Below are 21,315 nucleotides of genomic sequence, written 5' to 3'. Positions count from 1 at the left end.
CTGTCAGCAGGGATCCTTTATCATGCGCATGTTTAAGATCACGGCCTGTGTGCCCAGCCAAACCCGCATTCGCACCCAGCGGGAGCTGCAAAATACCTACTTCACGAAGCTGGTGCCCTACGACAACTGGTTTCGGGAGCAGCAGCGTATCCAAAAGTCGGGTGGCCGCATCCTGAAGGTGGAGCTGGTCGCCGGCAAGCCTGGGATAGACGTAGGACTGCTGTAGTTCCCCTGCCTGTTCGCTGTTTCTCCTCCGATCCTGAGAATACCCCCAGCCAGATCCGACATGCCCAGCCTCAGGAGGCTTGCCCTTGAAGTTGGGCTAGCGGATCTGATTTTTTAGGGGGGGTGAGGAGCTATGTTGTCTGACGTGCCAATCCGACCTGAGCCGATCATCGTTGCCCGCGACCTGAGCAAGGTTTACCCGGTAGCCATTAAGGAAGCGGGAGTGATCGGTACATTGCGCCACTTTTTTCGCCGTACCTATCACTACATCCCAGCGGTGCAATCGATGAGCTTCCAGATTCAGCCGGGGGAGGTGGTGGGTTTTTTGGGGCCGAACGGGGCAGGCAAGACCACTACCCTCAAAATGCTGGCGGGTCTCATCTATCCTTCCGGGGGCACGCTGCAGGTGGTCGGCCATGTGCCCTACCGGCGGGAGCGGGCTTTTCTGCAGCAGATTACCCTGGTGATGGGGCAGAAGCAACAGCTTATCTGGGATCTGCCAGCAATGGACTCCCTGCGGATTAACGCCGCCGTTTATGAGATCCCGGAAAAGGAGTTTCGGGAGCGGGTGGGGGAGTTGGCGGAGCTCCTCGACCTGCAGGGCAAGCTGAAGCAGCCGGTGCGCAAGCTTTCTCTGGGGGAGCGGATGAAGGCGGAACTGCTGGCGGCCCTGATCCACCGGCCGCAGATCTTGTTCTTGGATGAGCCGACCTTGGGGTTGGATGTCAACGCTCAGGCCGCCGTGCGGCAATTTCTGCGGGATTACAACCGCCGCTACGGGGCGACAGTCTTGTTGACCAGCCACTACATGGCCGACATTACGGCGCTCTGTGAACGGGTGCTGGTGATCAGCGCCGGGCAACTCATTTACGATGGCGGCCTCGAGGAGCTGCGGCAGCGCTTTGCCCCCTATCGCGAGGTGAAGCTGGAATTGGCCCGCCCCTGCCCCCTCGCCCAATTGCAAGTCTATGGAGAGCTGCGCAGCGAGGGGGATCCCGGCAGCGGCTGTGAGGTGCGGCTGTGGGTGCGGCGGGAACACCTCACCCAAACGGTTGCCCAGCTCCTGGCAGATCTGGAGGTGCTGGACTTGACGGTAACAGACCCGCCGATTGAGGAAGTAATCAGGCGGGTGTTTGCGGAAGGGATCCCTGCGGCCGGGTCCTAGAGGGGCGCTCCTGTCGGTAGCCCATCAGATCTTCTGGGTGGCGGCCTGCCGTTGCTCAGCCGTCGAGCGGGCTGCGTGCAGAGCGGCGTAAAGCTTATTGAGGGCGTTCATGTAGGCTTGGGCCGAGGCGACGATGATGTCCGTATTCGCGGCGTGGCCAGAGAAGACGCGATCCTCGTGGCGCAGGCGGATGGTGACTTCCCCCATGGCGTCGATGCCGGCGGTAACCGACTGGACGGAAAACTCGATCAACTTGTTGGGGATGTTGACGATGCGGTTGATGGCTTTGTACACCGCGTCCACCGGGCCTGTGCCCACGGCGGCGTCCACCCGCTCTTCGCCCTCAGGGGTGATCAGGCGCACCGTGGCCGTGGGGGTCTCGTGGTTGCCGCACACCACTTGCACGTGCTCCAGACGGTAGAGATCGGGCACGGGGCGGGTCTCATCGTTGACGATTGCCTCCAGATCCAGGTCGGTGATCTCCTTCTTCTTGTCTGCCAGCTCTTTGAAGCGCAGGAAGGCTTTGTTCAGATCCTGCTCTGAGAGCTCGAAGCCCAACTCCCGGAGGCGGGTACGGAAGGCGTTGCGGCCCGAGTGTTTGCCCAGCACCAGCGTGCTCGATTGCAGGCCGATGGTCTGAGCGTCCATAATCTCGTAGGTCTGGCGGTTCTTGAGCATGCCGTCCTGGTGGATGCCCGATTCGTGGGCAAAGGCGTTGGCACCAACAATGGCCTTGTTGGGCTGAACCAACATGCCGGTGAGGTTGGAGACTAGGCGGGAGGTGCGGTAGATCTCCTGGGTTTTGATGTGGGTGAGGGGTTTTTCCGAGTCGACCGGCAGGCCAAAGTAGGGGTTGAAGTAGCTGCGGCGCACATGCAGGGCCATCACCAACTCTTCCAGCGCCGCGTTGCCGGCCCGCTCGCCGATGCCGTTGATGGTCACTTCCACTTGCCGCGCCCCCTGCTTGATGGCCTCCAGAAAGTTGGCCACCGAGACCCCCAGGTCGTCGTGGCCGTGGACGGAGATGATGGCCTGCTTGATGTTGGGCACATTCTCGCGGATGCCCTTGATCAGTTGGCCGAATTCTTCCGGCATGCTGTAGCCGACGGTGTCGGGGATGTTGATGGTTTTGGCTCCCGCCCGAATGGCTGCCTCGATCACCTGGTAGAGAAACTCCGGATCGGAACGGGTGGCGTCCATCATGGAGAACTCCACATCGTCCACGAAGGACTTGGCGTAGGCCACCATCTCCTCGGCAATTTGCAGCACTTCGGCGCGGGTCTTGCGCAACTGGTACTTGAGGTGAATGTCGGAGGTGGAGATAAAGGTGTGGATGCGGGGCTTGGCGGCGGGCTTGAGGGCTTCGGCTGCCGCTTCGATGTCGGCCTTGAGGGCGCGGGCCAGGCTGCAAATCACAGGGCCATCGGGGGTGCCCACCTGTTCGGCCACCTTCTGCACCGCCTCGAAGTCCCCGGGGCTGGCATAGGCAAACCCAGCTTCAATGATATCGACCCCCAGCCGGGCCAGTTGCCGGGCGATGGCCAGCTTTTCTTCGGTGTTGAGGGTGGCGCCGGGGCACTGCTCCCCGTCGCGCAGGGTGGTGTCGAAAATGAGCACGTGATCCAGGGCTTGGCCATCAAATGTGGAAACCGCCGCAGCATCCATAATCTTTGTCGGACAACGAGACAGTGTTCTTTATTTTGACATCTTATTCTGGCACTGCTGGATAGGGTTTTGGATCGGGTTTGGAAGAGAGCTGGCGGGCTTCTGTCGGAGCGGCTGTAGGTCTTGCCATCTTTCTCTCAGGGGCAGAAGAGGTTGTGGGAAGGCGGATCCCGAAGGCGCAAGCGAGCAGGTGTTCGTATTCTTTCTCGTCCTTGAGCAGGCGTTCCCGGCGGCCTTCTGGGGTAGTTTCGATCCATTTAAAAACGGAGCCATTGGCGGAGGCGGTGAGGGTGATCCGTCCGCTGGGGGTGGCCAGGCTGCACAGGCGCAGGCGGGTCAACCTGGATGCCGGCGACGTTTGGTGGAAGCGGCACATGGGCTCGAACTCCTGCAGTTGACGCGGGATCCGATCCAGCAGGAAGAGGGTTTTCCAGGTGCGATCCGGTCGTTCCTGTTGAACCCGCCAGTAGCGTGCGGGAGCTGCGGGCCAGGGGATGAGGCGGTAGCGCCCTTCCGCCTGGGCTTGGATGCCGGGATCCCCCAGCCGCAACGGCTCCCGAAAGGCATCTCCATAGCCCACATCCACCAGCCATCAGAACCTCCGGGGTACTCCCGCCACAGCGCAGCTTGGCGGGATGGGGGATAGGCGGTGAGACGAAGGGGTTCAATGCCCCTGAGTCTCACAATCTGGGCGTTGCCTGCTGCTCGACATACTTCTTCAACTCCTCAACGGTGACCCCACCACAAGAGGCAACAAAATAGGTCCCTGTCCAAAATACAGGCTTGCTGTAGAACCGTGCCACCTCTGTGGCGAACTCTTTGCGAATCAACCGGCTGGAGACTGTTTTCAGGTTGTTCACCAGCTTCGAGACCTGGACATCCGGTGGAAAACTCACCAACAGATGCACATGATCCGCCTCACCCTTGAACTCCACCAAGGAACAGCGCCACTTTTGGCAGGTCGCTCGAAATATATCTTCCAGCCTCTGCAACATTGGAGCAGTTATCACCCGACGACGGTACTTTGTCACCAGCACCAAGTGGATTTGTAGGCTGTAAACAGAACGATGGCCTATGTTGTAGCTTGTTGCGCTAAATGCTAGAACCGTCTCATGATTATCACCCACGAGTACCGGATCCTGCCCAGCGACGACCAAGCCGCTCTGATGACCGAGTGGCTGGAATTGTTGCGGCGGCAGTGGAACGACGCTCTGGGGCAGAGACTGGATTGGCTGACCGCAACCCGTTGTCCAATTGACCGCTGCAGTCTTGTCTCTTGTCCGTTGCCTGTGTCAGAAGCTCCGCTGGAGCCGAATTATTATCGGCAGGCGGGATCCCTCAAACAAATCAAGCAACTGTTCCCGGCTTACCGGGGCATTTACGCCGAGGTGCTGCAGCAAAACTTGATGCGGCTGGACAAGGCGTGGAAAGCGTGGCGGGAGCCGGATAGCACAGGCAAGCGGCGGGGGCGGCCTCGCTTCAAAAAAGCGGGGGAGTTGAGATCCTTCACATTCCCCCGCATCAATTGCCCCAAGGCGGGAGCGCATCTGGAAGGGGAGACTCTGCGGCTGAGCAAGATTGGCTCGCTGCCTGTGGTGCTGCACCGCCCCTTGCCGGAGGGGTTTGTGCCCAAAACCTGCACAGTGGTGCGCAAGGCCGATGGGTGGTATGTCTGCATCACCTTGGAGGACAAAAGCGTTCCTCTCCCAGAGCCTGTGCCGATCAAAAAGGCGGTGGGCATTGATGTGGGATTGGATAGGTTTCTCACCACCAGCGATGGGGAGGTGGTGCCTATCCCGCGGTACTACCGCCGAGCCCAAAAACACTTGGCTCGACAGCAGCGGCAACTGAGCCGCAAGGTGAAGGGATCCGCCAACTGGAAGAGACAAGCCACGAAAGTTGCTTGTTTGCAGTTGCACGTTGCCCGACAACGCAAAGCGTTCCACTACCAAGTGGCGCACTGGCTGGTGGGGCAATACGACCTGTTGGTGGTGGAGGATCTCAACGTCCGAGGGCTGGCACGGACTCGGTTGGCTAAATCGATTTTGGATGCGGCTTGGGGACAATTTCTTGACATTCTGACAGCAGTGGCGGTCAAACGCGGCAAACAGGTGTTGAGAGTGGATCCCCGTGGTACGTCCCAAAATTGTTGTGTTTGTGAGGAGCGTGTTCCCAAGACCTTGTCGGAACGGGTGCATGATTGCCCTCGTTGTGGGTCCTGGGACAGAGACTTGAACGCTGCTATCGAGATTTTGAAGCGAGGACTCAGGTCCCCCCGTATACGGGGGGATATAGGGGGGCGGTGGGACTGCCGCTCTCTGGCTGTGGAGGATCCTGGTTTACCAGTCCGTTGAAGCAGCAACTCCGAGAAGTGATTCTCGGAAGCTCCCGTCTACAGCCCGTCAGGGCTTAGCGGGAGAGGATGTCACGCCTCATTGCCGCAGTTCACCTGCAGGGCCAGATGGTCGCATTCGGGGCCAAAGTGGCCATCAGGCTCCGTCCGAGTAGCGTGAACGGCCCGGCTCACCTGTCCCGAGAGCAGATGGACCGAAAACCCCATCCCCTGCAGAGCAGCGGCCAGCAGGCTGTTCAGCTCAAAGCAAAAGCCGCCCCGCCGCTCTCGGACGATTTTTTGGAACAAAAAATCCCGCTCCAGGCGAATGGGGCGACCCCAGTGAATATCCAGATTTTCAAACGGCACCCGCAGCAGGTGGGCCAGGTGGATCTGGCGCAGGGTTTGCGGGGTGAGCTGGGTGGGGCCGACGTAGCCAATGCGCTCCAGGTAGGCCCTGATTTGGGCAGGCGTCAGCGGCTCTAGCATCAGCACGGGAGGCGGTTGGGTTGGCGGCAAGCGAGCATCTGGCCTACCCTAGCCTTGCTGCAGCTCCCCGGCCAGAGCCAGAAGAACAGTTTTTGGCGACGCCCCAACTCTCTCCCACCAGAGAACAAAGCAAAAAGAGAATGCTACGATAGCGGCAAGAAAAAAGAAGGCGAAGCGTTACATGGCGGAATATACTCGGTCGATTTCCTTTTACGGGCGGGAAATTGACATCAATATTGGGTTGATGGCTCCCCAGGCAGGTTGCGGAGTCTGGTTGACTTCTGGGGAAACTTCGGTCTTGGTCACGGCTACGCGACAAGCCGGTCGTGCCGGTGTCGATTTCTTGCCTTTGCTGGTGGACTATGAGGAGCGGCTCTACGCTGCCGGGCGGATCCCAGGAGGCTACTTGCGGCGGGAAGGTCGGCCACCGGAGCGGGCCACCCTGATCTCTCGTCTTATAGACCGGCCCCTGCGGCCTTTGTTCCCAGAATGGCTGCGGGACGATGTGCAAATCGTGGCCACCACCCTCTCGGTGGACGACAAGGTGCCGCCCGATGTGTTGTGTATTTTGGGGGCCTCGCTGGCCATCCACAGCGCTCGCATCCCCTTCAACGGCCCGGTGGCGGCGGTGCGGGTCGGCTTGGTTAAAGATGAGTTCATCATCAACCCCACCTATGCCGAGATCGAGGCCGGCGATCTGGATTTGGTGGTGGCTGGCTGTGCCGACGGCGTAATCATGGTGGAGGCCGGCGCCAACCAACTGCCGGAAAAGGACGTGGTCGAGGCCATTGAGTTTGGTTTCGAGGCCGTTCAAGAGCTGCTCAAGGCCCAACAGCAAGTTTTCGCCGATCTCAACATCACCCCTGTGGAGCTGCCCCCGCCCCCTCAAAATGAGGAGCTGGTTGCCTTTGTGGCAGAACACGCCCAGGAGGAGATTCGCTCCGTCCTCAGGCAGTTCCTGGATAAGACCAGCCGCGAGCAACAACTGGAGGCGATCAAGGCCAAGCTAGAGGCCCAGATCCAGGCACGGCCAGAGGGGGATCCCTTGCGGCTGTATCTGCTGGAAAATCCCAAGGAATTGGACAACCAGTTCAAGGCTTTGACCAAGAAGCTGATGCGCCAGCAGATCTTGCAGGAGGGGGTGCGGGTGGATGGGCGCAAGCTGGACGAGGTGCGACCAGTCTCTTGTCGGGTGGGCTTGATCCCACGGGTACACGGCAGCGCTCTGTTCAACCGCGGCCTCACCCAAGTCCTTTCCATCACCACCCTCGGCACCCCTGGTGATGCCCAGGAGCTGGACGATCTGCACCCAGTGGACGAGAAGCGTTACATGCACCACTATAACTTCCCCGGCTTTTCCGTGGGAGAAGTGCGGCCCTCGCGCTCGCCGGGACGGCGGGAGATCGGCCATGGGGCGCTGGCGGAGCGGGCCTTGGTGCCGGTGCTGCCCAAGGAGGAGGAGTTTCCCTACGTGGTGCGGGTGGTCTCAGAGGTGCTCTCCTCCAATGGCTCCACCTCGATGGCCTCAGTCTGTGGCTCTACCCTGTCTTTGATGGATGCCGGGGTGCCGATCAAAGCGCCGGTCAGCGGCGTAGCCATGGGCTTAATTAAGGAAGGGGACGAGGTGCGCATCCTCACCGACATCCAGGGCATCGAGGACTTTTTGGGGGATATGGACTTCAAGGTGGCCGGCACGCGGGCCGGGATCACCGCTTTGCAGATGGACATGAAAATTACCGGCATCACCGTGGATGTGGTGGAGAAAGCCCTCCTGCAGGCCAAGGCCGGGCGGGACTACATCCTTGACAAAATGCTGGAGGTTCTCCCGGCGCCTCGGCCCCAGTTGGCCAAAACAGCCCCTCGTCTGCTCACGTTCAAGGTGGATCCGGAAGATATCGGCAAGATCATCGGCCCTGGCGGCAAGATGGTGCGCAGCATCACCGAAGCGACAGGAGCCAAGGTGGACATCAGCGACGATGGCACGATCACCGTGTCCTCCTCGGTGGGCGGCCAGGCAGAAGCGGCTCGGGCGATGATCGAAAACCTGGTGCGGCGGGTGGAAGAGGGGCAGGTGTACCTGGGCAAGGTGACCCGCATCATTCCTATCGGCGCCTTTGTGGAGTTCTTGCCGGGCAAAGAGGGCATGATCCACATCTCGCAACTGGCGGAGTACCGCGTCAGCAGGGTGGAGGATGAAATTGCCGTAGCAGATGAGGTGGTGGTCAAGGTGCGCAGCATCGACCACAAGGGCCGCGTTAACCTCACCCGTCTCGGCATTAGTCCTGAGGAGGCGGCGCGGGTGCGCAACCATCACCCCTGAAGCTGCGGTTTTTCCCCAGCAACTGGGTGGGCAGGGATCCCCTCGCCAGCCGTTGTCAGCGGCCAAGATGGCAGAGGAGGCGCTCTTCAACCTGTTGGCCTCAACATGCCGAATCTCGCTTCTCCCCTTCTTGCTGGCCAAGAGCGTGGCCCTCAGAGGCGACTGTCTCCCTCCCGGCGGCGACTGGGCTGGGCCTTGGCTTGGGGCCTGGGGTGGGCCACCTTGCTCAACCTTTCTGCCCAGCACCCTTTGTTGCTGCGGCTGGAGAGCGACGCCCAGGAATGGCTCTATGCTTGGCGCGGCCCTCAGCAACCTTCCCCGGAGGTGGTGGTCCTCGGCATCGATGGCCGCATTGATGGGCAGGGAGAAAGTGGTGATGGCCAGCATAATGTTGACTTTCTCTTGGAACGGGCTAACTACGCCGGCCTGACCTTGCGCCTTCTGGAAGAGGCCGAAGCCAGGGTGGTGGTGCTGAACCTGCCCAGCAGCTTTGTGGTGCCGCAGAATCTGGGCAACGAGAACCTAGATGCTCCCCTGCGTCAGGTGGTGCAGCGCTACCCGGATCGCTTGGTTTTGGCCACCCGCAGCAGCGAGAGCTTTGGACGCTCCGAGATCAACATCTACAACCACTTCTTGCCTTTTTCGTCCTTGCGCCTTGAGTATTTGGTGCCGCCAGAGCATGTTCAGGGGGTGGTGCAACACCGAGTCGACAGAACCGGGATCCTACGCCAGGCCCAGTTGCGGGGGCTCTACCTACGCCGCGACAGCCAGGAGGAGCAGATGTTCGCCTCGGTGGAGGCTCTGGCTTTTGCCAAGTACGACCCGGAGAAGGCTAGCCGCTGGTTTCGCAAGCCGGGCTTACAGCCGTTTCAGTTCAATCCCCTTGGCTCTCAGCACAGCATCCCCATCATCCCCATCGAACGGGTCTGTCCGCCGCTGATCTCCCAGACGGGATCCGGCTCCCCGACGCTCAGCCCCGGCCAAGCCTGCCGCGGCCAAGAAGGGATCCCGCCCCTCGACCCCAAAGTTGCCGACCAACTGCGAGACAAAATTGTCCTGGTCGGCTTTGTGGGCGGCTACCCGGAGACCTTCCCGGTGCGGACGGCGGATGGATCCCAGATTGCGGCAGTCGAGCTGCAGGCGCAAATCCTCTCGAGCCTGCTCACCGGAGAGGTGTACCGATCCCTGCCGGCAGGGCTAGCGGCGGGAGTTGTCTTCCTGCTGGGGGCGGGAACGGGCCTGATCTGGGTGCTCTATCGCCCCTCCCCGCGACGGAATTGCTGGGACTGGAAACAACAGCGCTCTCTCCTCTGGCCAGTGGTGGGGCTGGTTGCTTATGAAGGGTGGGCCGTGACCCAATTTTTGCTGTGGCGTTGGATTTGGCCGCTGACCTTGCCGGCTTTGGCCGTCGGTCTAACGGGGGTGAGCCTGCTTCTGACCTTGGTAATCTTGGAGAACCAGGAGCGGCTCTTGGCCCAGCAACAGGAACTGGAGCGCCTGCGCCGGGCCGAACAAGAGGCTGCTATCGACCAAGCCCGCAAGCTGCTCTACCGCATTGCCACCGACATTCACGATCGCGAGCTGCAGGAGCTGAAGGTGGTGATGGACGAGCTGGAGAGCTTGCAATGGCAACAGCAGCAGGGTAAGGATCCCGATCCTGCCATTTACGATCGTCTGCTGGAACAACTGGAAAGGATCGGGCGAGGCATTCGCGAGCAGCTTAACGATGTGCGCACCCTGGCCACCAAGCTGCGCATTTCCCCCAGCTTGCGGGAGGGCTTGCACCGGGGCATCGACACCTATCTGGACGAGCTGATTCGGACGGGCAGCCTGACCTTGCCTGTGGAGCGCCACCTACAACCTCTGGAGGAGCCCAATACCGGCGAGTGGTTCGACCAACGGGAGGACATCTTGCGCTTTTTGCGAGAGGCCATCGGCAATGTCATCGCCCATGTGCAACCTCCCAAGGGCAACGCCTCCTTCGTCAAGGTGTCCTTGGTGCAAAAGGAGCGCCACTGCTGCTTGTCGGTCATCAATGACGGCGTAGAATACGCCCCCAGCCCCGGTGGCGGCTATGGCAGCAAAGCCATGAATACCATTGCCCGCTACCTGCCCAAGGGCTCCTGGCATCGCACCCACACTCCGGAAGGCCATACCTACGTCGAGCTGCACTGGGAGATGCCGCTCTAAAAGACTTAGACAACAGCGGGCAAAAGGGAACTTTTGTCTGTGCTTCAGCGACTCCTACCTAGCTGGTCGCCCAGCCCCGGCAGACCCCAGGCGTAACTTCCCCCAGAGCTTGAGGTACAGCCTGCTAAAGAATCAAGAGGTACAGTAGCAACACTTAGCAAACCCACTTCGGAAGCGGATAGAGGTCTTACCTGCCTGATAAGCTGTCACAACTCTTTGCCGTCAATCCAAAGAATGGGTTGGCATCCCCTCCTCTCCTGCCTCTTGAATACCTGTACCCTATTTTTAACAGGCTGTAGCATCGATGCTCTTGCGAGGGAGCTCAAAGGGGGAAAGTGACTGGAGAGGGTATCTGTTGGATAATGCCCAGATTCCTCGGAAGAGGGCGTGGGGCAGTTTACGCTTTGATGGGCACTTTCTTCTCCAGCCACTGGGCCACTTGATCGGCCAGATCAACCCCTTCTAACTGGCAGATCTCCCGCAGCATAGTTGGGCTGGTGACGTTAATCTCTGTCAGCCGTTCCCCGATGACATCAATTCCAACAAAATAGAGTTTCTCCTGCCGCAGCACTGGCGCCAAAGCCGCGCAGAGGGCCCGTTCTTTTTCAGCAATCTCGGTTTTCTCCACCCGACCCCCAGCGGCCACATTGCCACGGAAATCCCCCTCCCCAGGGATGCGATTGACGGCGCCCAAAGGCTCGCCCTCCAGCAGCAAAATGCGCTTATCTCCCGCTGCTGCCTGCGGCAAATACTCTTGCACCATCACGGGCAGCCGGCCAAACTGAGTGCTCAGCTCGATCAAGGAATTGAGGTTTGGATCGCCGGCATTGACCCGCAGGATCCCTTCCCCACCCTTGCCGCCCAGGGGCTTGAGCACCGCCTGCCCCACCTGCTCGACGAATTGGCGGAGCAAGGCCTTGCTGCTGCTGACGCAGGTACGCGGGATCCACTCTTTAAACCGCAAAGCATAGAGCTTTTCGTTGGCGGAGCGGATCCCGGCAGGATGGTTGAGCACTAGGGTGCGGCGGGGGGAGAGATGATCCAGAAGGTAGGTGGCGTAGAGATAGGCCGCGTCCACCGGCGGATCCTTGCGCATCCATACGGCTTGCATCTGGCTCAAGGGCAACAAACGCCGTTCTTTGACTTCGTACCAGGGATCCGCTCCTAGATCCAACACAATCTCCTCAACGGATCCCCAGGTTTCCCCTTGATCCCAGTAGAGGTCGGCCAATCCAAGGCAAAAAATGCGGTGGCCTCGTTTCTGCAGCGCCTCCATTAGGGCAACGCTGGTGTCGTGGCCCACCTGCAACTGAGACAACGGATCGACAATGAAAGCTACCTGCATGAATGGTTTGAGCAACGAAAAGCTGCCCTGAGTATGCAACAAATTGGAGCGGATTGCTCCGGGCAGGAAGTTAAACCGATGCAGAGCCGTCTTTAACATCCCCTTAACCCTGACCAGCGAAGCAAACGTTAGCTTAGTTAGATGAGATCCCTGTTAGACCTCAGTGTTTCGGCCAGGTTGACCAGGTTTCTGGCTCGCCTGTGAGGAATGGTCTGTCTGTGAGTGTTCCTTCTCCCCAACCCTCCGAGCCGGTTCGCATTGAAACCACGCGGGACTTGCTAGCAGCCCTGCGAGAAGGGCGCTCCCTGCTGGGTGCCAACCTCGAAGGCGCCTACCTCTCGCGGGGCCTGTTCGACCGCATCCAGATGCCCAAGGCCAACTTGACGCGGGCCAACCTGCGCTCGCTCAGTATGCAGCAGGCAGATCTGCGGTTATGCAACTTTCGCCGTGCCGAGCTGGAGCGGGCCAACTTCGCTGCCTCCGATCTCCGGGGATCCAGCTTCAGTCAAGCCCTGGGAGACTACAGCAACTTCACCGCTGCCAAGCTGGACAAAAGCAGCTTTCAGGGGGGACACTTCAGCCATTCCATCTTTCGCGAGGCCAGCTTGGTGGCTGCCAACCTAACGGAAGGCAACTTTTTTGCCGCCGACTTTCGCCAAGCCAACCTCTTTCGCTGCAACCTCTCCCAGGCCATCCTATCCAGTTGCCAGTTGCAGAATGCCAACTTTGACCAAGCCCTCCTGGTGGGGGCCAACCTCCAAGAGGCCCAAATTGAAGGGGCCAGCTTTGTCGGCGCCGACTTTACCGACGCCAAGCTCTCGGACGAAATGCGCAAGTTCTTGCTCGAACGCGCGAGCGGCACCAACGAGCTTACTCAGCGGGACACCCTCAACACTCTGCTGGCGGGGCTCCAGCCCAAGTCACGCAAACTGTTTGGATTGCTGTGAACTGTAGCCAGGGCCACTCTTGCGCCAGCCCCAGCAGATCGGTTTTCAAGAGGTCAAGGCAGCGGATGATCCCTCAAAATTGGTTGAGGTCGATTCCAGCTTCGCGGGCCATGGCCCCTATCCCTTTGGCCTTGAGGGTTTTCAGTGCCTTGGTGGAAAGGCGCAAACGAACAAACCGCTTGCCCTCCTCCCACCAGATGCGTTTCCACTGCAGGTTAACCTCCTGCAGACGCTTGGTACGCCGGTGGGAGTGGGAGATGGCGAAAGCGTTGTTGCGTTTTTTGTTGGTCAGTTGGCAGCGACGTGCCATGAGATCCAAGGGAACTCAGCTTCGCTATTCTATGGCCTCTTTTTGTCGAGCAGCAAGCTGCAGCTGAGCTTGCAACTGGGCTAGCTCTGTCCTCAATTGGTCAAAGGTTTGTTGGCAATGGTTGACGCTTCTCAGGGGCAGCTCTTCGTTTTTGGCGATGCAGGTGACCTGTACAGATCCGTCAGCGGCTTGGCGGGTGCGATCCACAAACACCTCTACCGTCACCAGTTTGGCGTAGGGATTTTTTCCAGGCGGCTCGCCGGCCACCCAGTAGTCAGGGCTGTTGTGTAGGACAGTAAGCTGGCAACGCTCCAAGACAGCGCGAATCGCTTCGCTTAACTGCTCGGCTGAGCCCATGAGCTGGGTAACGCAGGAGTATCGAGCCATCGGAGAAGCAAGTCACCACGGTTATCCTACCACCAAGTTTTCGGCTCCTGCAGCCAAAGGCGGGCGAGCAAAATTGCGTTTAAGAGTACTTCGCACCGGCTCGGCCAACCCTGCTGTGGGGGAGTAATTGCGTTAAAACATAAGGACATAAAGAGTGCCTTTCGGCTCTTTCCCCAGGAGAGTTGTGATGTCTAGGGTCTCCTGTTTAGCCCGTTCTCTCTTGTTGCTGGGATCCCTGGCTCTGGGTTGGATAGACCTGTCTTCTGCCCAAGCGCAGCCCTTTCAAGCAGGCGATCTGGATGGGGATGGTCGTTTGACGGTGCAGGATCTCAACCTGTTGGGGGCCTATTTGCGGGGAGAACGGGAGTTGACCGACGACCAGATCCGGGCTGCCAATGTCGATCAGGATGGGCGGATTACAGAAGCCGATTGGCAGGTGTTGCAGCAGCGCATTCAGGCGGCCACAGATGCACCCACCGGCCAGGTGCAGTTGGACTCGGCCTACTCTGGGCAGGTGGTGGATCGCCTGACAGGGCAGCCTTTGGCCGGGGTGGAGGTGGCCATTCCGGGGGCAGGGATTTCGGTGCGCACCGATGCCCAAGGGCGGTTTCGCCTGCCGGGGCCGCTGCCGGCAGAAGAAATTTTGGTGGCGCGGCTGGAGAACTATTTGCCCTATTCCCAGAGCACAGGCAACGGACAGACCGGCGGGGATCGGCCTTGGCAGTTGCAGTTGGAGCGCTGGGATCCCAACGCCACGCTGGTGCTGGAGGCCAATGTCATCCGCCTGGGCGATAACCAATATTCTCCAAAGTCGGCGGCTGCCGGGCAATTTCTGGCGCCTGCCCAAGGGGTGGAGATGACCCGCTCCTTCAGCCTAGACCGCCTGCCGCCTCGCCCACCGGTTTTGCGGCTTGGATCCCTGATTGGGTTGGATACTGCCGCTGCCTATCGGGCCGGCCAGTCCCGCATTCCCGGCGCCAATATGTCTCCCATGCGAGTGCTTTTAAACGGAGTGGAGGTGGAGCAAATCCACTTGGGGGGAGACGACCTGCGCATCCCTCTGCCACTAGAGCATCTGCGCCTGGGGCTGAATACGGTTACCTTGCGCACTGGCAAAACGGTGATCCAGCCTGGCAGGATCGCCGGCGGATCCCGGATCAGTATCCCTCTTTTGGGTGGATCCCTGGATATCTTTGTGCCGCTGGGGACTGACACAATCGGCCAGGACGGTGGGGCTTGGGTGGACTATGACGATGTGCAGTTGGCCAATGTCACGATCGAGATCCCCAACTAAATGCCCAGGCTAACTTGCGCTGGCTAGGCCGCGGGGATTTTGTTGCTCAGAAGCTTGCCCGAAGCCTTTTCGACAGGCCTACTGGGCCCTGACGTGTTGACTTTGCGCAGCTTGGTCTTCGGTTTAGTAAACCTGTTTTTAAATTGTTATCCTGCTGGATGGAAAGCGACTGTGGAGCTTATTTCTAAAGCCGTTCCCAGAGGAGTGGAAAGCTCGAATTACTGAAAGTGTGCGGCGGAATTTTTGGGATTTTTCTGGGGTTGAGCCGTGTTGTCGTTTTTCTTCGCTATTTCAGCTTTTCCAGTGTTTTTAGTACTTCGGATCCCTTCAGCTCTAACCTCATCGATGATTACAGGTTTATTTGATTTAATTCCAGGTATTGGAGCCACTATTGGGACTAGCCTAATTGCTCATATTGTCTTATCACAGAGCGTATGGCTCTCTATCCAGTAATTTGTATCTCCCTACAACAAGTAGAAGAGAGCTTACTCCTGCTTCGCGTGATGCAGGGATCCGTCAATATCAACCCTGTGATCATGTTTTTCTCTTTGTTTGTGAGCGGTACTGTGGCCGGCTTGTTGGCGGTGTTCTTGGCCATTCCGGTGACGTGAGTGTTGATCAACTTACTTGAGTAAAAGGGCATCCAAAACGGTGATCTCCGCTTCCAGATTGCCCTTCAGGTTTTCCTCTACACCACCGGGGATCAGGAGCTGTTTTACCAGCGCTACGGCCAGGCCACCCAGGAAACGGTGATCCAGTTTCTGGCTTTTGATAGGGTTGGCTTGCTAAGTGTTGCTACTGTACCCCTTAATTAGGCTGTAGCACTGGGTTGAACAGCTTGGCTCTATCCTCTGATCTACTGCTCCACATGTTCTTTTAGGGCAGTCCATCTTTTACTTCCGTGTCTTGAAAACTGTTGGTCTTAGGTTTTCTCGGCTCAGCCAGCGATAAACCGTTAACGACTGACTTCGTAAATCTATGCGGCTATTGTCGGGCTGTCCCCTTCCTTAACATACCCTACAACTCTCTCCTAAGTCTGGGCTGTGGCTCGTGGAGTTGCCTCTTGGAGTCTGCTCCATGCCATCTTATCTCTAACAGCGTTCCACCCTCAGCCAAATTGGCTATAGCAAGTCAGGGTCAGCCCTATCCCACCTTTTTTATAAAGCCGATAAAAAAAGCCCCATAAAGGGGCTTGTCGCTCAGCGACTTATAAAACTCTAGAGCAATATAGGGAAGCGCTCCATTGAATCTGTTGCTTTAAACACCGTTTTGATCACAGTTACTAGAATCTCAGAAAAAAGGCCAAACTGCGGCAGATATCATTTTTTTTTTAGATTTTCGGGAGGCTGGCCCTACACCGATCGGGCTGCTGTTGGGCAAGCCCTAGCTTGAGGACGACTTGGGATCCGCTGTCTCCCGCCCCAGCCAACGCCAAGTGGTGGGCAGCAGGGCTGCTGCTAGCACACACTTCAGCAGATCGCCGGGGATAAAGGGGAACACGCCTTTGGTGAGCACGGCCAAGACGGAAGTGGGGCCGACATTCTCGTTCAGCCACACCCCCAGCCAGGTGGCTCCCAAGACGTAGATCAAAACCGAGCAGGAGAGCATGGACGCGGCCATCTTCCAAGGGCTGCGATCCACCCCCCAGCGCTCCACAAACCAGCCCATCAGCCCTGCGGCCAGGGGAAAGGCCAGCAAGTAGCCCCCTGTCGGTCCGGTTAGGTGGCTGAGCCCGGAGCCGCCGCCGTTGAAGAAGGGCAACCCCAAAAGCCCCTCCAGCAGGTACAGCAGCAAGGCGAGAAAGCCCAACCTCGACCCAAAGCCTGCCCCCACCAGCATCACGCCGAAGGTTTGTCCGGTGATGGGTACTGGCGTAAAGGGCAAAGGGATCCGCACCTGCGCCAGGGCCGCTACCAACAAACTTCCCCCCAACACCAGCATGGAATCCCGAACCCAGGAAGGACGGGGCAGAAGGGTTTGCGCCAAAGGTGTGTGAACAAAAGTAGCAGTCATAGGATATTTGGGGCGCTGAGATACAAGAGATAACAGCCCTTTTCCGAGATCCGCTGACCCATCCCAAAAGCTTTTGGCCAGAGGCTGCAACTAACCGGCAAAGGGCCTTATCTGGGTAGTGTATCGCAACCGGAGGATTCTGTACCTATGCACTACCTTGCTTGGCCGCGGCCATTTGTCTGGCGCATCCACTGAATCCGCAGAAGGGTGAGGCAAAAGATGAACCACAAAGCCCCCAGGCTATACCCCGCCAGCAGATCGCTGGGCCAATTCAACCCCCAGTCGGCCCGGCTGAAACCGATGAAGAAATAGCTTGCCACCAGATAGCCCAAAAGGCCGTAGATTACCGTTGCTGCGATGACCTGTCCACTCCGACAGGATGGGATCCCAAAGATCTGGGCGGGGGCGAGAAAAGGTAGGCTGCAGGATCCCGGCGATCACGGCAGCTCCTAAGGCTGCAACCAACAGTCCCCAAGCCGTCCGTCTTTGTTGGCTGCGCCAGAGCAAAACCCATCCCCAGGCGGTCAAACCCACCAGCCCAATCGGATGCCCTAACCCCCACCCCACCCAAGCCAAGGGATCCAGCCAAGGGCTGGCCCGCTGCAGCCATTGCAAAATCCATGCATCGATGGCTTGACTGGAGGGCGCCAGTCCTTGCAAAGCCAGAGTCAGTCCCCAGAGGACCAGAGCTGAGCCGAGGATCCCGCCCAGGCCCACGGTTGCGCTCAGCAGGGTCAGGCTCGGCGAAACCCGTCTCACCCAGAAGATGGCGAGCTTTTCGGCGGAGTTGGGTTTCCGCACAGGCGGCGCGATGCACCTCGATCTGGACGGGGGTTGTGCCCACCACTTCTCCGTCGACAACCACCTTCTGGGGTGGGTTCGTCTCAACCCAGATGCGGGAAGCTTTGAAGGTGAGGATCCCTTTCAGCTAGAAACCGCAGGAGCCCCGCCCCCCTGCCCCCGTATACGGGGGGTTGGAGCGTGGCCAGGATCTCGGCAAGTTGCACCGGTAAGGGATCAGCTCTTGTTATTCTTCTTCTTCTTGTTCGGGTCGTCGGGATGCTGGCGATCTTCTTCGAGGAACATCAAACTGTGAAGACGAGCTGAGCGGTAGTCGGAGAGGCGCATCGCAAGGGAAGCCCAGGCTAATTTGCTGCCCAAGCCGGACTTCTGGTACAACAGGGAGGCGACGGGAGCGACGCCGACGGCCTTGGCATCGCGGATGGCAGCCAGATCGGCGCTCAAGAAAACAAACTGCCAGCCGTCTTTCTCTGTTTTTTCTTTGATCATCTTCTCGACTTGCTCTTTGCGGAACTCGCGGCTGGCGTTCTCTTGGCCATCGGTTACCACCACCATAACCACCCTCGCAGGGCGATCTGCTTCAGCGAGTTGGCTGAGGCCGCTTTCCAAGTCGGTGATGCCGCGACCCATGGCATCTAGCAAAGGGGTAGAGGCCCGCGGCACATAGGTCTCGCGGGTTAGCTCGGGAACTTCGGCGATGGGCTTGAAACGGTGGATAACTTCGTAGGGATCCTGCGAGTCAAACTGAACCAAAGTGAGGGTGGCAAACCCTGGCTCTGCCCTCTGCTATGGTCACCGGCCTCCTGTAGGAAATCTAACTTGGGACTTCTGCCAGCGACCCGTTTGTGAAGGATTCTGTGCAACTATTTGCAAAGGTTATCAGCTTGATGGGCTTTGATAAATCCTTGTCGGCGCAGAGCCCTGAGAGAGTATCTTGAAGCGTCAAACGGCAGTGAAACCGCTCATTGCGCGGATCCCTGCCTTCCCTTTCCCGGGGAGAGAGGAACTGGGAGACGGTCTCAAACTTGTCTGAAATGACCGCAAAACCCTCTAAAAGCCCAGCCCATCTGCTCCTGAGGTCACCGTGCCTTTTTCTGGGTCTAGGGTGACGATGGCGCCGTCGCGGATGAGGCGCGTAGCATCCTTAACTCCCACCAGCACCGGCACCCCTAACCGCAGACCGATCACCGCCGCATGGGAGGAGGCCCCATCTTCTTCGGTGATCACCCCGGCCGCCTGTTTGATCGCCTCCACATAGTTGGCATCGGTAGCGCGAGCAACCAGGATGTCGCCGGCAGTGATCTTGCTGGCATCGAGGCTAGATCTGAGGATGCGGGCCGGGCCGCTGACAGTGCCTTTGCCAAACCCTCTGCCTTTGGCCACCACTGCCTTGACTACCTCTACCTTAATCAGATCGGTGGAGCCGGATACGCCTGGCAAAGTGCCGGCGCTGAGCACCACCAAGTCGCCATCTTTAAGCAAGCCTTCTTCCTGAGCCACGTTGATGGCGGCCTGAAAGGTCTGGCGGGTGGTAGGCAAATCCATGACCAACAAGGGCCGTACCCCCCACACCAACTGCAGTTGCCGCGCCACCTCTACATGAGGAGTTACAGCCAAGATCGGGGTGCGCGGGCGAAACCGGGAGACATTGCGAGCCGTAGCCCCGGTTTTGGTCAGGGTCATCACCGCCACCGCATCCAACTCCTGGGCAATCTCCCCTACGGCGCGGCTGATTGAGTCGGTGACCAGGGTTTTGGGCCGGGGCGAGCCATTGCCACCGGGGCTGCCGTTATTTTGACTCAGCTCCTGCAGGGTGAGGGTGCGCAGGTGTTGGCGGCGATCGACATAGATCGGGCTGAAGTAATCCCGTTCGATGCGCACAGCAATGCGGGCCATGGTCGCCACCGCCTCGACGGGATATTTGCCTACCGCCGTCTCGTTGGAGAGCATGACGGCATCGGTGCCGTCCAAAATAGCATTGGCCACATCCGAGATCTCGGCCCGAGTGGGACGAGGGCTGTGGGCCATGCTGTCCAGCATTTGGGTAGCGGTGATCACCGGGATCCCCAGGCAGTTGGCCATGGCAATGATCCGCTTCTGCAAAATCGGCACCTCTTCCGCCGGCAGCTCTACGCCCAGATCTCCCCGCGCCACCATTACCCCGTCGCTGAGGGCCAGGATCTGGGGCAGTTGTTGGATGGCCTCGTGTTTTTCGATCTTGACAATGATAGGAACCCGCTTGCCGACAGCGGCCATCAGTTCCCGCAGCTCCAGCACATCCGAGGGATCCCGCACAAAGCTGAGGGCCACCCAGTCCACCCCTTGGTTGAGGCCGAAGTAGAGGTCTTCTTTGTCTTTTTCGGTAACGGCGCGGATGCTGAGGCGCACGCCGGGGAAGTTCACCCCCTTGTTGTCGGAGAGGGTGCCGCCGACAATGGTGCGGCAGAAGAGCTCCCCCGCCTCGGGATCCACCGCCTCCACCCGCATCTCCACCCGACCGTCGTCGAGGAGGATCGTCGCCCCTTCCGGCACCTCTTGGGCTAGCTTGTCGTAGGTGACCCAACTGCGCTCCTGGGATCCCAAAATGGGCTTGCTGGTCAACACGAAGGGATCCCCGCTCCTAAGGGTGATCGAGCCTTCGGCGAACTTGCCGAGGCGAATTTTGGGCCCCTGCAGGTCTTGCAAAATGGCGACCTGGATGCCGAGGTCCATAGCGGTTTGGCGGATGAGGCGGATGTTGCGGCGGTGCAGGTCGTGATCCCCATGGGAGAAGTTGAGGCGAAGGGTGGTTGCCCCTTGCAGGATCATTTCCCTTAGGATGGCGGGGTTGGAGCTGGCAGGGCCGATAGTGGCAACAATTTTGGTGCGTCGAAAAGACTCGCTCGAATGCATGGCAATCTTTACCAAGGGAGAGCAGCCCAGATTGTTTCCCCACACAGGGATCCCCTTGATACGATAACCCGTTTTGACACTTCCGGCCTTAAGTGGCGGGGATTTTCAAGCAGCCCGGAAACAGACTCTTAAAGCGTTGTCAAAGCGCCTCTGCTGACTTTCCACAGACAAAGTCCAAAGGTTGCCGTTACTTCGTATTCGTCGCCGCATGGGCGTCGGCGTTGATGAGCCAACCCTCTGGGGTTCTAAACAGCTCACACTTACCTGCTTTTTCCAGCCTTTTTTACCGCTTCTAGGCAGAAAATGCCATCTTGGGCCTCGACTGGAATGTGTCGCTGCGCATCCGCGGAGAGCAGATCCTCCTCGTGGAGACGGGTGGCAGCATCAACTGGATTTCCCTGCCTCAGTCGCTCACCAGCCGCTGCCGAGAGTGCTGGCGATCGTGCCAAGTGAGAGAAACGGTCTCCATCTGGCCAGGGATCCCACCTGGCGGCTCAACCAGCAGCTCCGTTACTGCAATAACCGCCGGCTCCTCGCCCAAAGCGTGTCGGCCTTCGCTCATCTCAGAGACTCCAGATATTGGCTGAGGTCTTCTTGCAGGCGGGAGAACTCCACTTCAATAGAAAGGCGCAATGCCCCTGTTTTCAACATTACTAACACCTTGGCGGCGTGGGGGCCGGGCCAGATATTGGGATTGCAGAACATCTCCAGGTACAAGTTTGGGGCGGCATGGTGAAACTCAATCGGCGCCTGGGGCTGGCGTTGGGGGCCGCTTGCCCCCACTTTGAGCCGCTCCACAAGGGTTTGCAAAGCCCTGTGCCACTCCCGCGCCCCCTCTGCCGAAAGCGGGAAGCTGGCCGACCCGGTTGCGAAGTTGAGGGCAAACTGAGGAGAATAGGTAGTCATAGAAGCCCGTACCTTCGGCAAGCATTCTCTGGAG

Annotated in this window: 21 protein-coding genes; 8 read left to right on the top strand and 13 right to left on the bottom strand. The window is 59.0% G+C overall.

Annotated elements, in window-relative coordinates:
* Positions 1-22: 22 nt before the first annotated feature.
* Positions 23-226 carry a phycobilisome linker polypeptide gene (locus CYA_RS10455; RefSeq protein WP_011431036.1) on the top strand — a complete coding sequence of 68 codons (204 nt, stop codon included), beginning with the start codon at positions 23-25 and terminating at the stop codon, positions 224-226.
* Positions 227-358: 132 nt separating this feature from the next.
* Positions 359-1,390 carry an ABC transporter ATP-binding protein gene (locus tag CYA_RS10450; RefSeq protein WP_011431035.1) on the top strand — a complete coding sequence of 344 codons (1,032 nt, stop codon included), beginning with the start codon at positions 359-361 and terminating at the stop codon, positions 1,388-1,390.
* A 24-nt stretch (positions 1,391-1,414) separates the two neighbouring features.
* Here CYA_RS10450 and CYA_RS10445 read toward each other — a convergent pair whose 3' ends face one another.
* The 3 genes from CYA_RS10445 to tnpA form a co-directional block, all read right to left on the bottom strand.
* Positions 1,415-3,055: a 2-isopropylmalate synthase gene (locus CYA_RS10445; RefSeq protein ID WP_011431034.1), complete on the bottom strand. Its 1,641-nt coding sequence runs from the start codon at positions 3,053-3,055 to the stop codon at positions 1,415-1,417.
* Positions 3,056-3,098: 43 nt separating this feature from the next.
* The gene (locus CYA_RS10440; RefSeq protein ID WP_011431033.1) at positions 3,099-3,641 is read right to left on the bottom strand and encodes an arylamine N-acetyltransferase; all 543 of its coding nucleotides are present in this window, start codon (positions 3,639-3,641) and stop codon (positions 3,099-3,101) included.
* Positions 3,642-3,735: 94 nt separating this feature from the next.
* Positions 3,736-4,212 carry an IS200/IS605 family transposase gene (gene tnpA, locus CYA_RS10435; RefSeq protein ID WP_011431032.1) on the bottom strand — a complete coding sequence of 159 codons (477 nt, stop codon included), beginning with the start codon at positions 4,210-4,212 and terminating at the stop codon, positions 3,736-3,738.
* Between tnpA and CYA_RS10430 the strand changes: the two genes are divergently transcribed.
* Positions 4,168-5,409: an RNA-guided endonuclease InsQ/TnpB family protein gene (locus CYA_RS10430; RefSeq protein ID WP_228375277.1), complete on the top strand. Its 1,242-nt coding sequence runs from the start codon at positions 4,168-4,170 to the stop codon at positions 5,407-5,409. The two genes, tnpA and CYA_RS10430, sit on opposite strands and share 45 nt — an antisense overlap.
* Positions 5,410-5,480: 71 nt before the next feature.
* Here CYA_RS10430 and CYA_RS10425 read toward each other — a convergent pair whose 3' ends face one another.
* The gene (locus tag CYA_RS10425; protein ID WP_083759193.1) at positions 5,481-5,876 is read right to left on the bottom strand and encodes an arylamine N-acetyltransferase family protein; all 396 of its coding nucleotides are present in this window, start codon (positions 5,874-5,876) and stop codon (positions 5,481-5,483) included.
* A gap of 181 nt (positions 5,877-6,057) precedes the next feature.
* Between CYA_RS10425 and CYA_RS10420 the strand changes: the two genes are divergently transcribed.
* Complete coding sequence (locus CYA_RS10420; RefSeq protein ID WP_011431030.1) at positions 6,058-8,196, top strand: polyribonucleotide nucleotidyltransferase; 2,139 nt, start codon at positions 6,058-6,060, stop codon at positions 8,194-8,196.
* A 105-nt stretch (positions 8,197-8,301) separates the two neighbouring features.
* Positions 8,302-10,386 (top strand): CHASE2 domain-containing protein, encoded by a 2,085-nt coding sequence (locus tag CYA_RS10415; protein ID WP_011431029.1) that lies wholly within the window; start codon positions 8,302-8,304, stop codon positions 10,384-10,386.
* A gap of 397 nt (positions 10,387-10,783) precedes the next feature.
* Here the strand turns inward: CYA_RS10415 and gshB are convergent, their stop codons facing one another.
* Complete coding sequence (gshB, locus tag CYA_RS10410) at positions 10,784-11,731, bottom strand: glutathione synthase (protein WP_011431028.1); 948 nt, start codon at positions 11,729-11,731, stop codon at positions 10,784-10,786.
* A gap of 218 nt (positions 11,732-11,949) precedes the next feature.
* On the opposite strand from gshB, the gene CYA_RS10405 reads away from it, so the two are divergent.
* A complete protein-coding gene (locus tag CYA_RS10405) occupies positions 11,950-12,678 on the top strand; it encodes a pentapeptide repeat-containing protein (RefSeq protein WP_228375276.1) in 729 nt (242 codons plus the stop codon).
* Positions 12,679-12,751: 73 nt separating this feature from the next.
* On the opposite strand, the gene rpmB is transcribed toward CYA_RS10405, so the two are convergent.
* Positions 12,752-12,988, bottom strand: a complete 237-nt coding sequence (gene rpmB, locus CYA_RS10400) for a 50S ribosomal protein L28 (RefSeq protein WP_011431026.1) — start codon at positions 12,986-12,988, stop codon at positions 12,752-12,754.
* A gap of 24 nt (positions 12,989-13,012) precedes the next feature.
* Entirely contained in the window at positions 13,013-13,375 is a 363-nt protein-coding gene (locus tag CYA_RS10395) for a hypothetical protein (protein ID WP_011431025.1), read from the bottom strand.
* 187 nt (positions 13,376-13,562) lie between these two features.
* Between CYA_RS10395 and CYA_RS10390 the strand changes: the two genes are divergently transcribed.
* Both CYA_RS10390 and CYA_RS14180 read left to right on the top strand, forming a co-directional pair.
* The gene (locus CYA_RS10390; RefSeq protein ID WP_011431024.1) at positions 13,563-14,669 is read left to right on the top strand and encodes a carboxypeptidase regulatory-like domain-containing protein; all 1,107 of its coding nucleotides are present in this window, start codon (positions 13,563-13,565) and stop codon (positions 14,667-14,669) included.
* 434 nt (positions 14,670-15,103) lie between these two features.
* The gene (locus CYA_RS14180; protein WP_011431023.1) at positions 15,104-15,280 is read left to right on the top strand and encodes an AI-2E family transporter; all 177 of its coding nucleotides are present in this window, start codon (positions 15,104-15,106) and stop codon (positions 15,278-15,280) included.
* 772 nt (positions 15,281-16,052) lie between these two features.
* Here the strand turns inward: CYA_RS14180 and CYA_RS10380 are convergent.
* The 6 genes from CYA_RS10380 to CYA_RS10360 all read right to left on the bottom strand — a co-directional run bounded on the left by CYA_RS10380 (position 16,053) and on the right by CYA_RS10360 (position 21,281).
* Complete coding sequence (locus CYA_RS10380) at positions 16,053-16,682, bottom strand: biotin transporter BioY (RefSeq protein ID WP_011431022.1); 630 nt, start codon at positions 16,680-16,682, stop codon at positions 16,053-16,055.
* 240 nt (positions 16,683-16,922) lie between these two features.
* Positions 16,923-17,483, bottom strand: a complete 561-nt coding sequence (locus tag CYA_RS10375; protein ID WP_041438507.1) for a hypothetical protein — start codon at positions 17,481-17,483, stop codon at positions 16,923-16,925.
* A 216-nt stretch (positions 17,484-17,699) separates the two neighbouring features.
* Positions 17,700-18,236 carry a VWA domain-containing protein gene (locus CYA_RS10370; RefSeq protein ID WP_011431021.1) on the bottom strand — a complete coding sequence of 179 codons (537 nt, stop codon included), beginning with the start codon at positions 18,234-18,236 and terminating at the stop codon, positions 17,700-17,702.
* A 297-nt stretch (positions 18,237-18,533) separates the two neighbouring features.
* On the bottom strand, positions 18,534-20,375 hold the full coding sequence (gene pyk / locus CYA_RS10365) for a pyruvate kinase (protein ID WP_011431019.1): 1,842 nt from the start codon (positions 20,373-20,375) through the stop codon (positions 18,534-18,536).
* A gap of 403 nt (positions 20,376-20,778) precedes the next feature.
* Positions 20,779-20,937 (bottom strand): hypothetical protein, encoded by a 159-nt coding sequence (locus CYA_RS15100; RefSeq protein WP_011431018.1) that lies wholly within the window; start codon positions 20,935-20,937, stop codon positions 20,779-20,781.
* Complete coding sequence (locus CYA_RS10360; protein ID WP_011431017.1) at positions 20,934-21,281, bottom strand: hypothetical protein; 348 nt, start codon at positions 21,279-21,281, stop codon at positions 20,934-20,936. Before CYA_RS10360 ends, CYA_RS15100 begins: the two co-directional genes overlap by 4 nt.
* Positions 21,282-21,315: the final 34 nt, after the last annotated feature.

The sequence above is a fragment of the Synechococcus sp. JA-3-3Ab genome (assembly GCF_000013205.1).
Lineage (GTDB): Bacteria > Cyanobacteriota > Cyanobacteriia > Thermostichales > Thermostichaceae > Thermostichus.
This window is presented reverse-complemented; position numbering and strand designations above follow the sequence as displayed.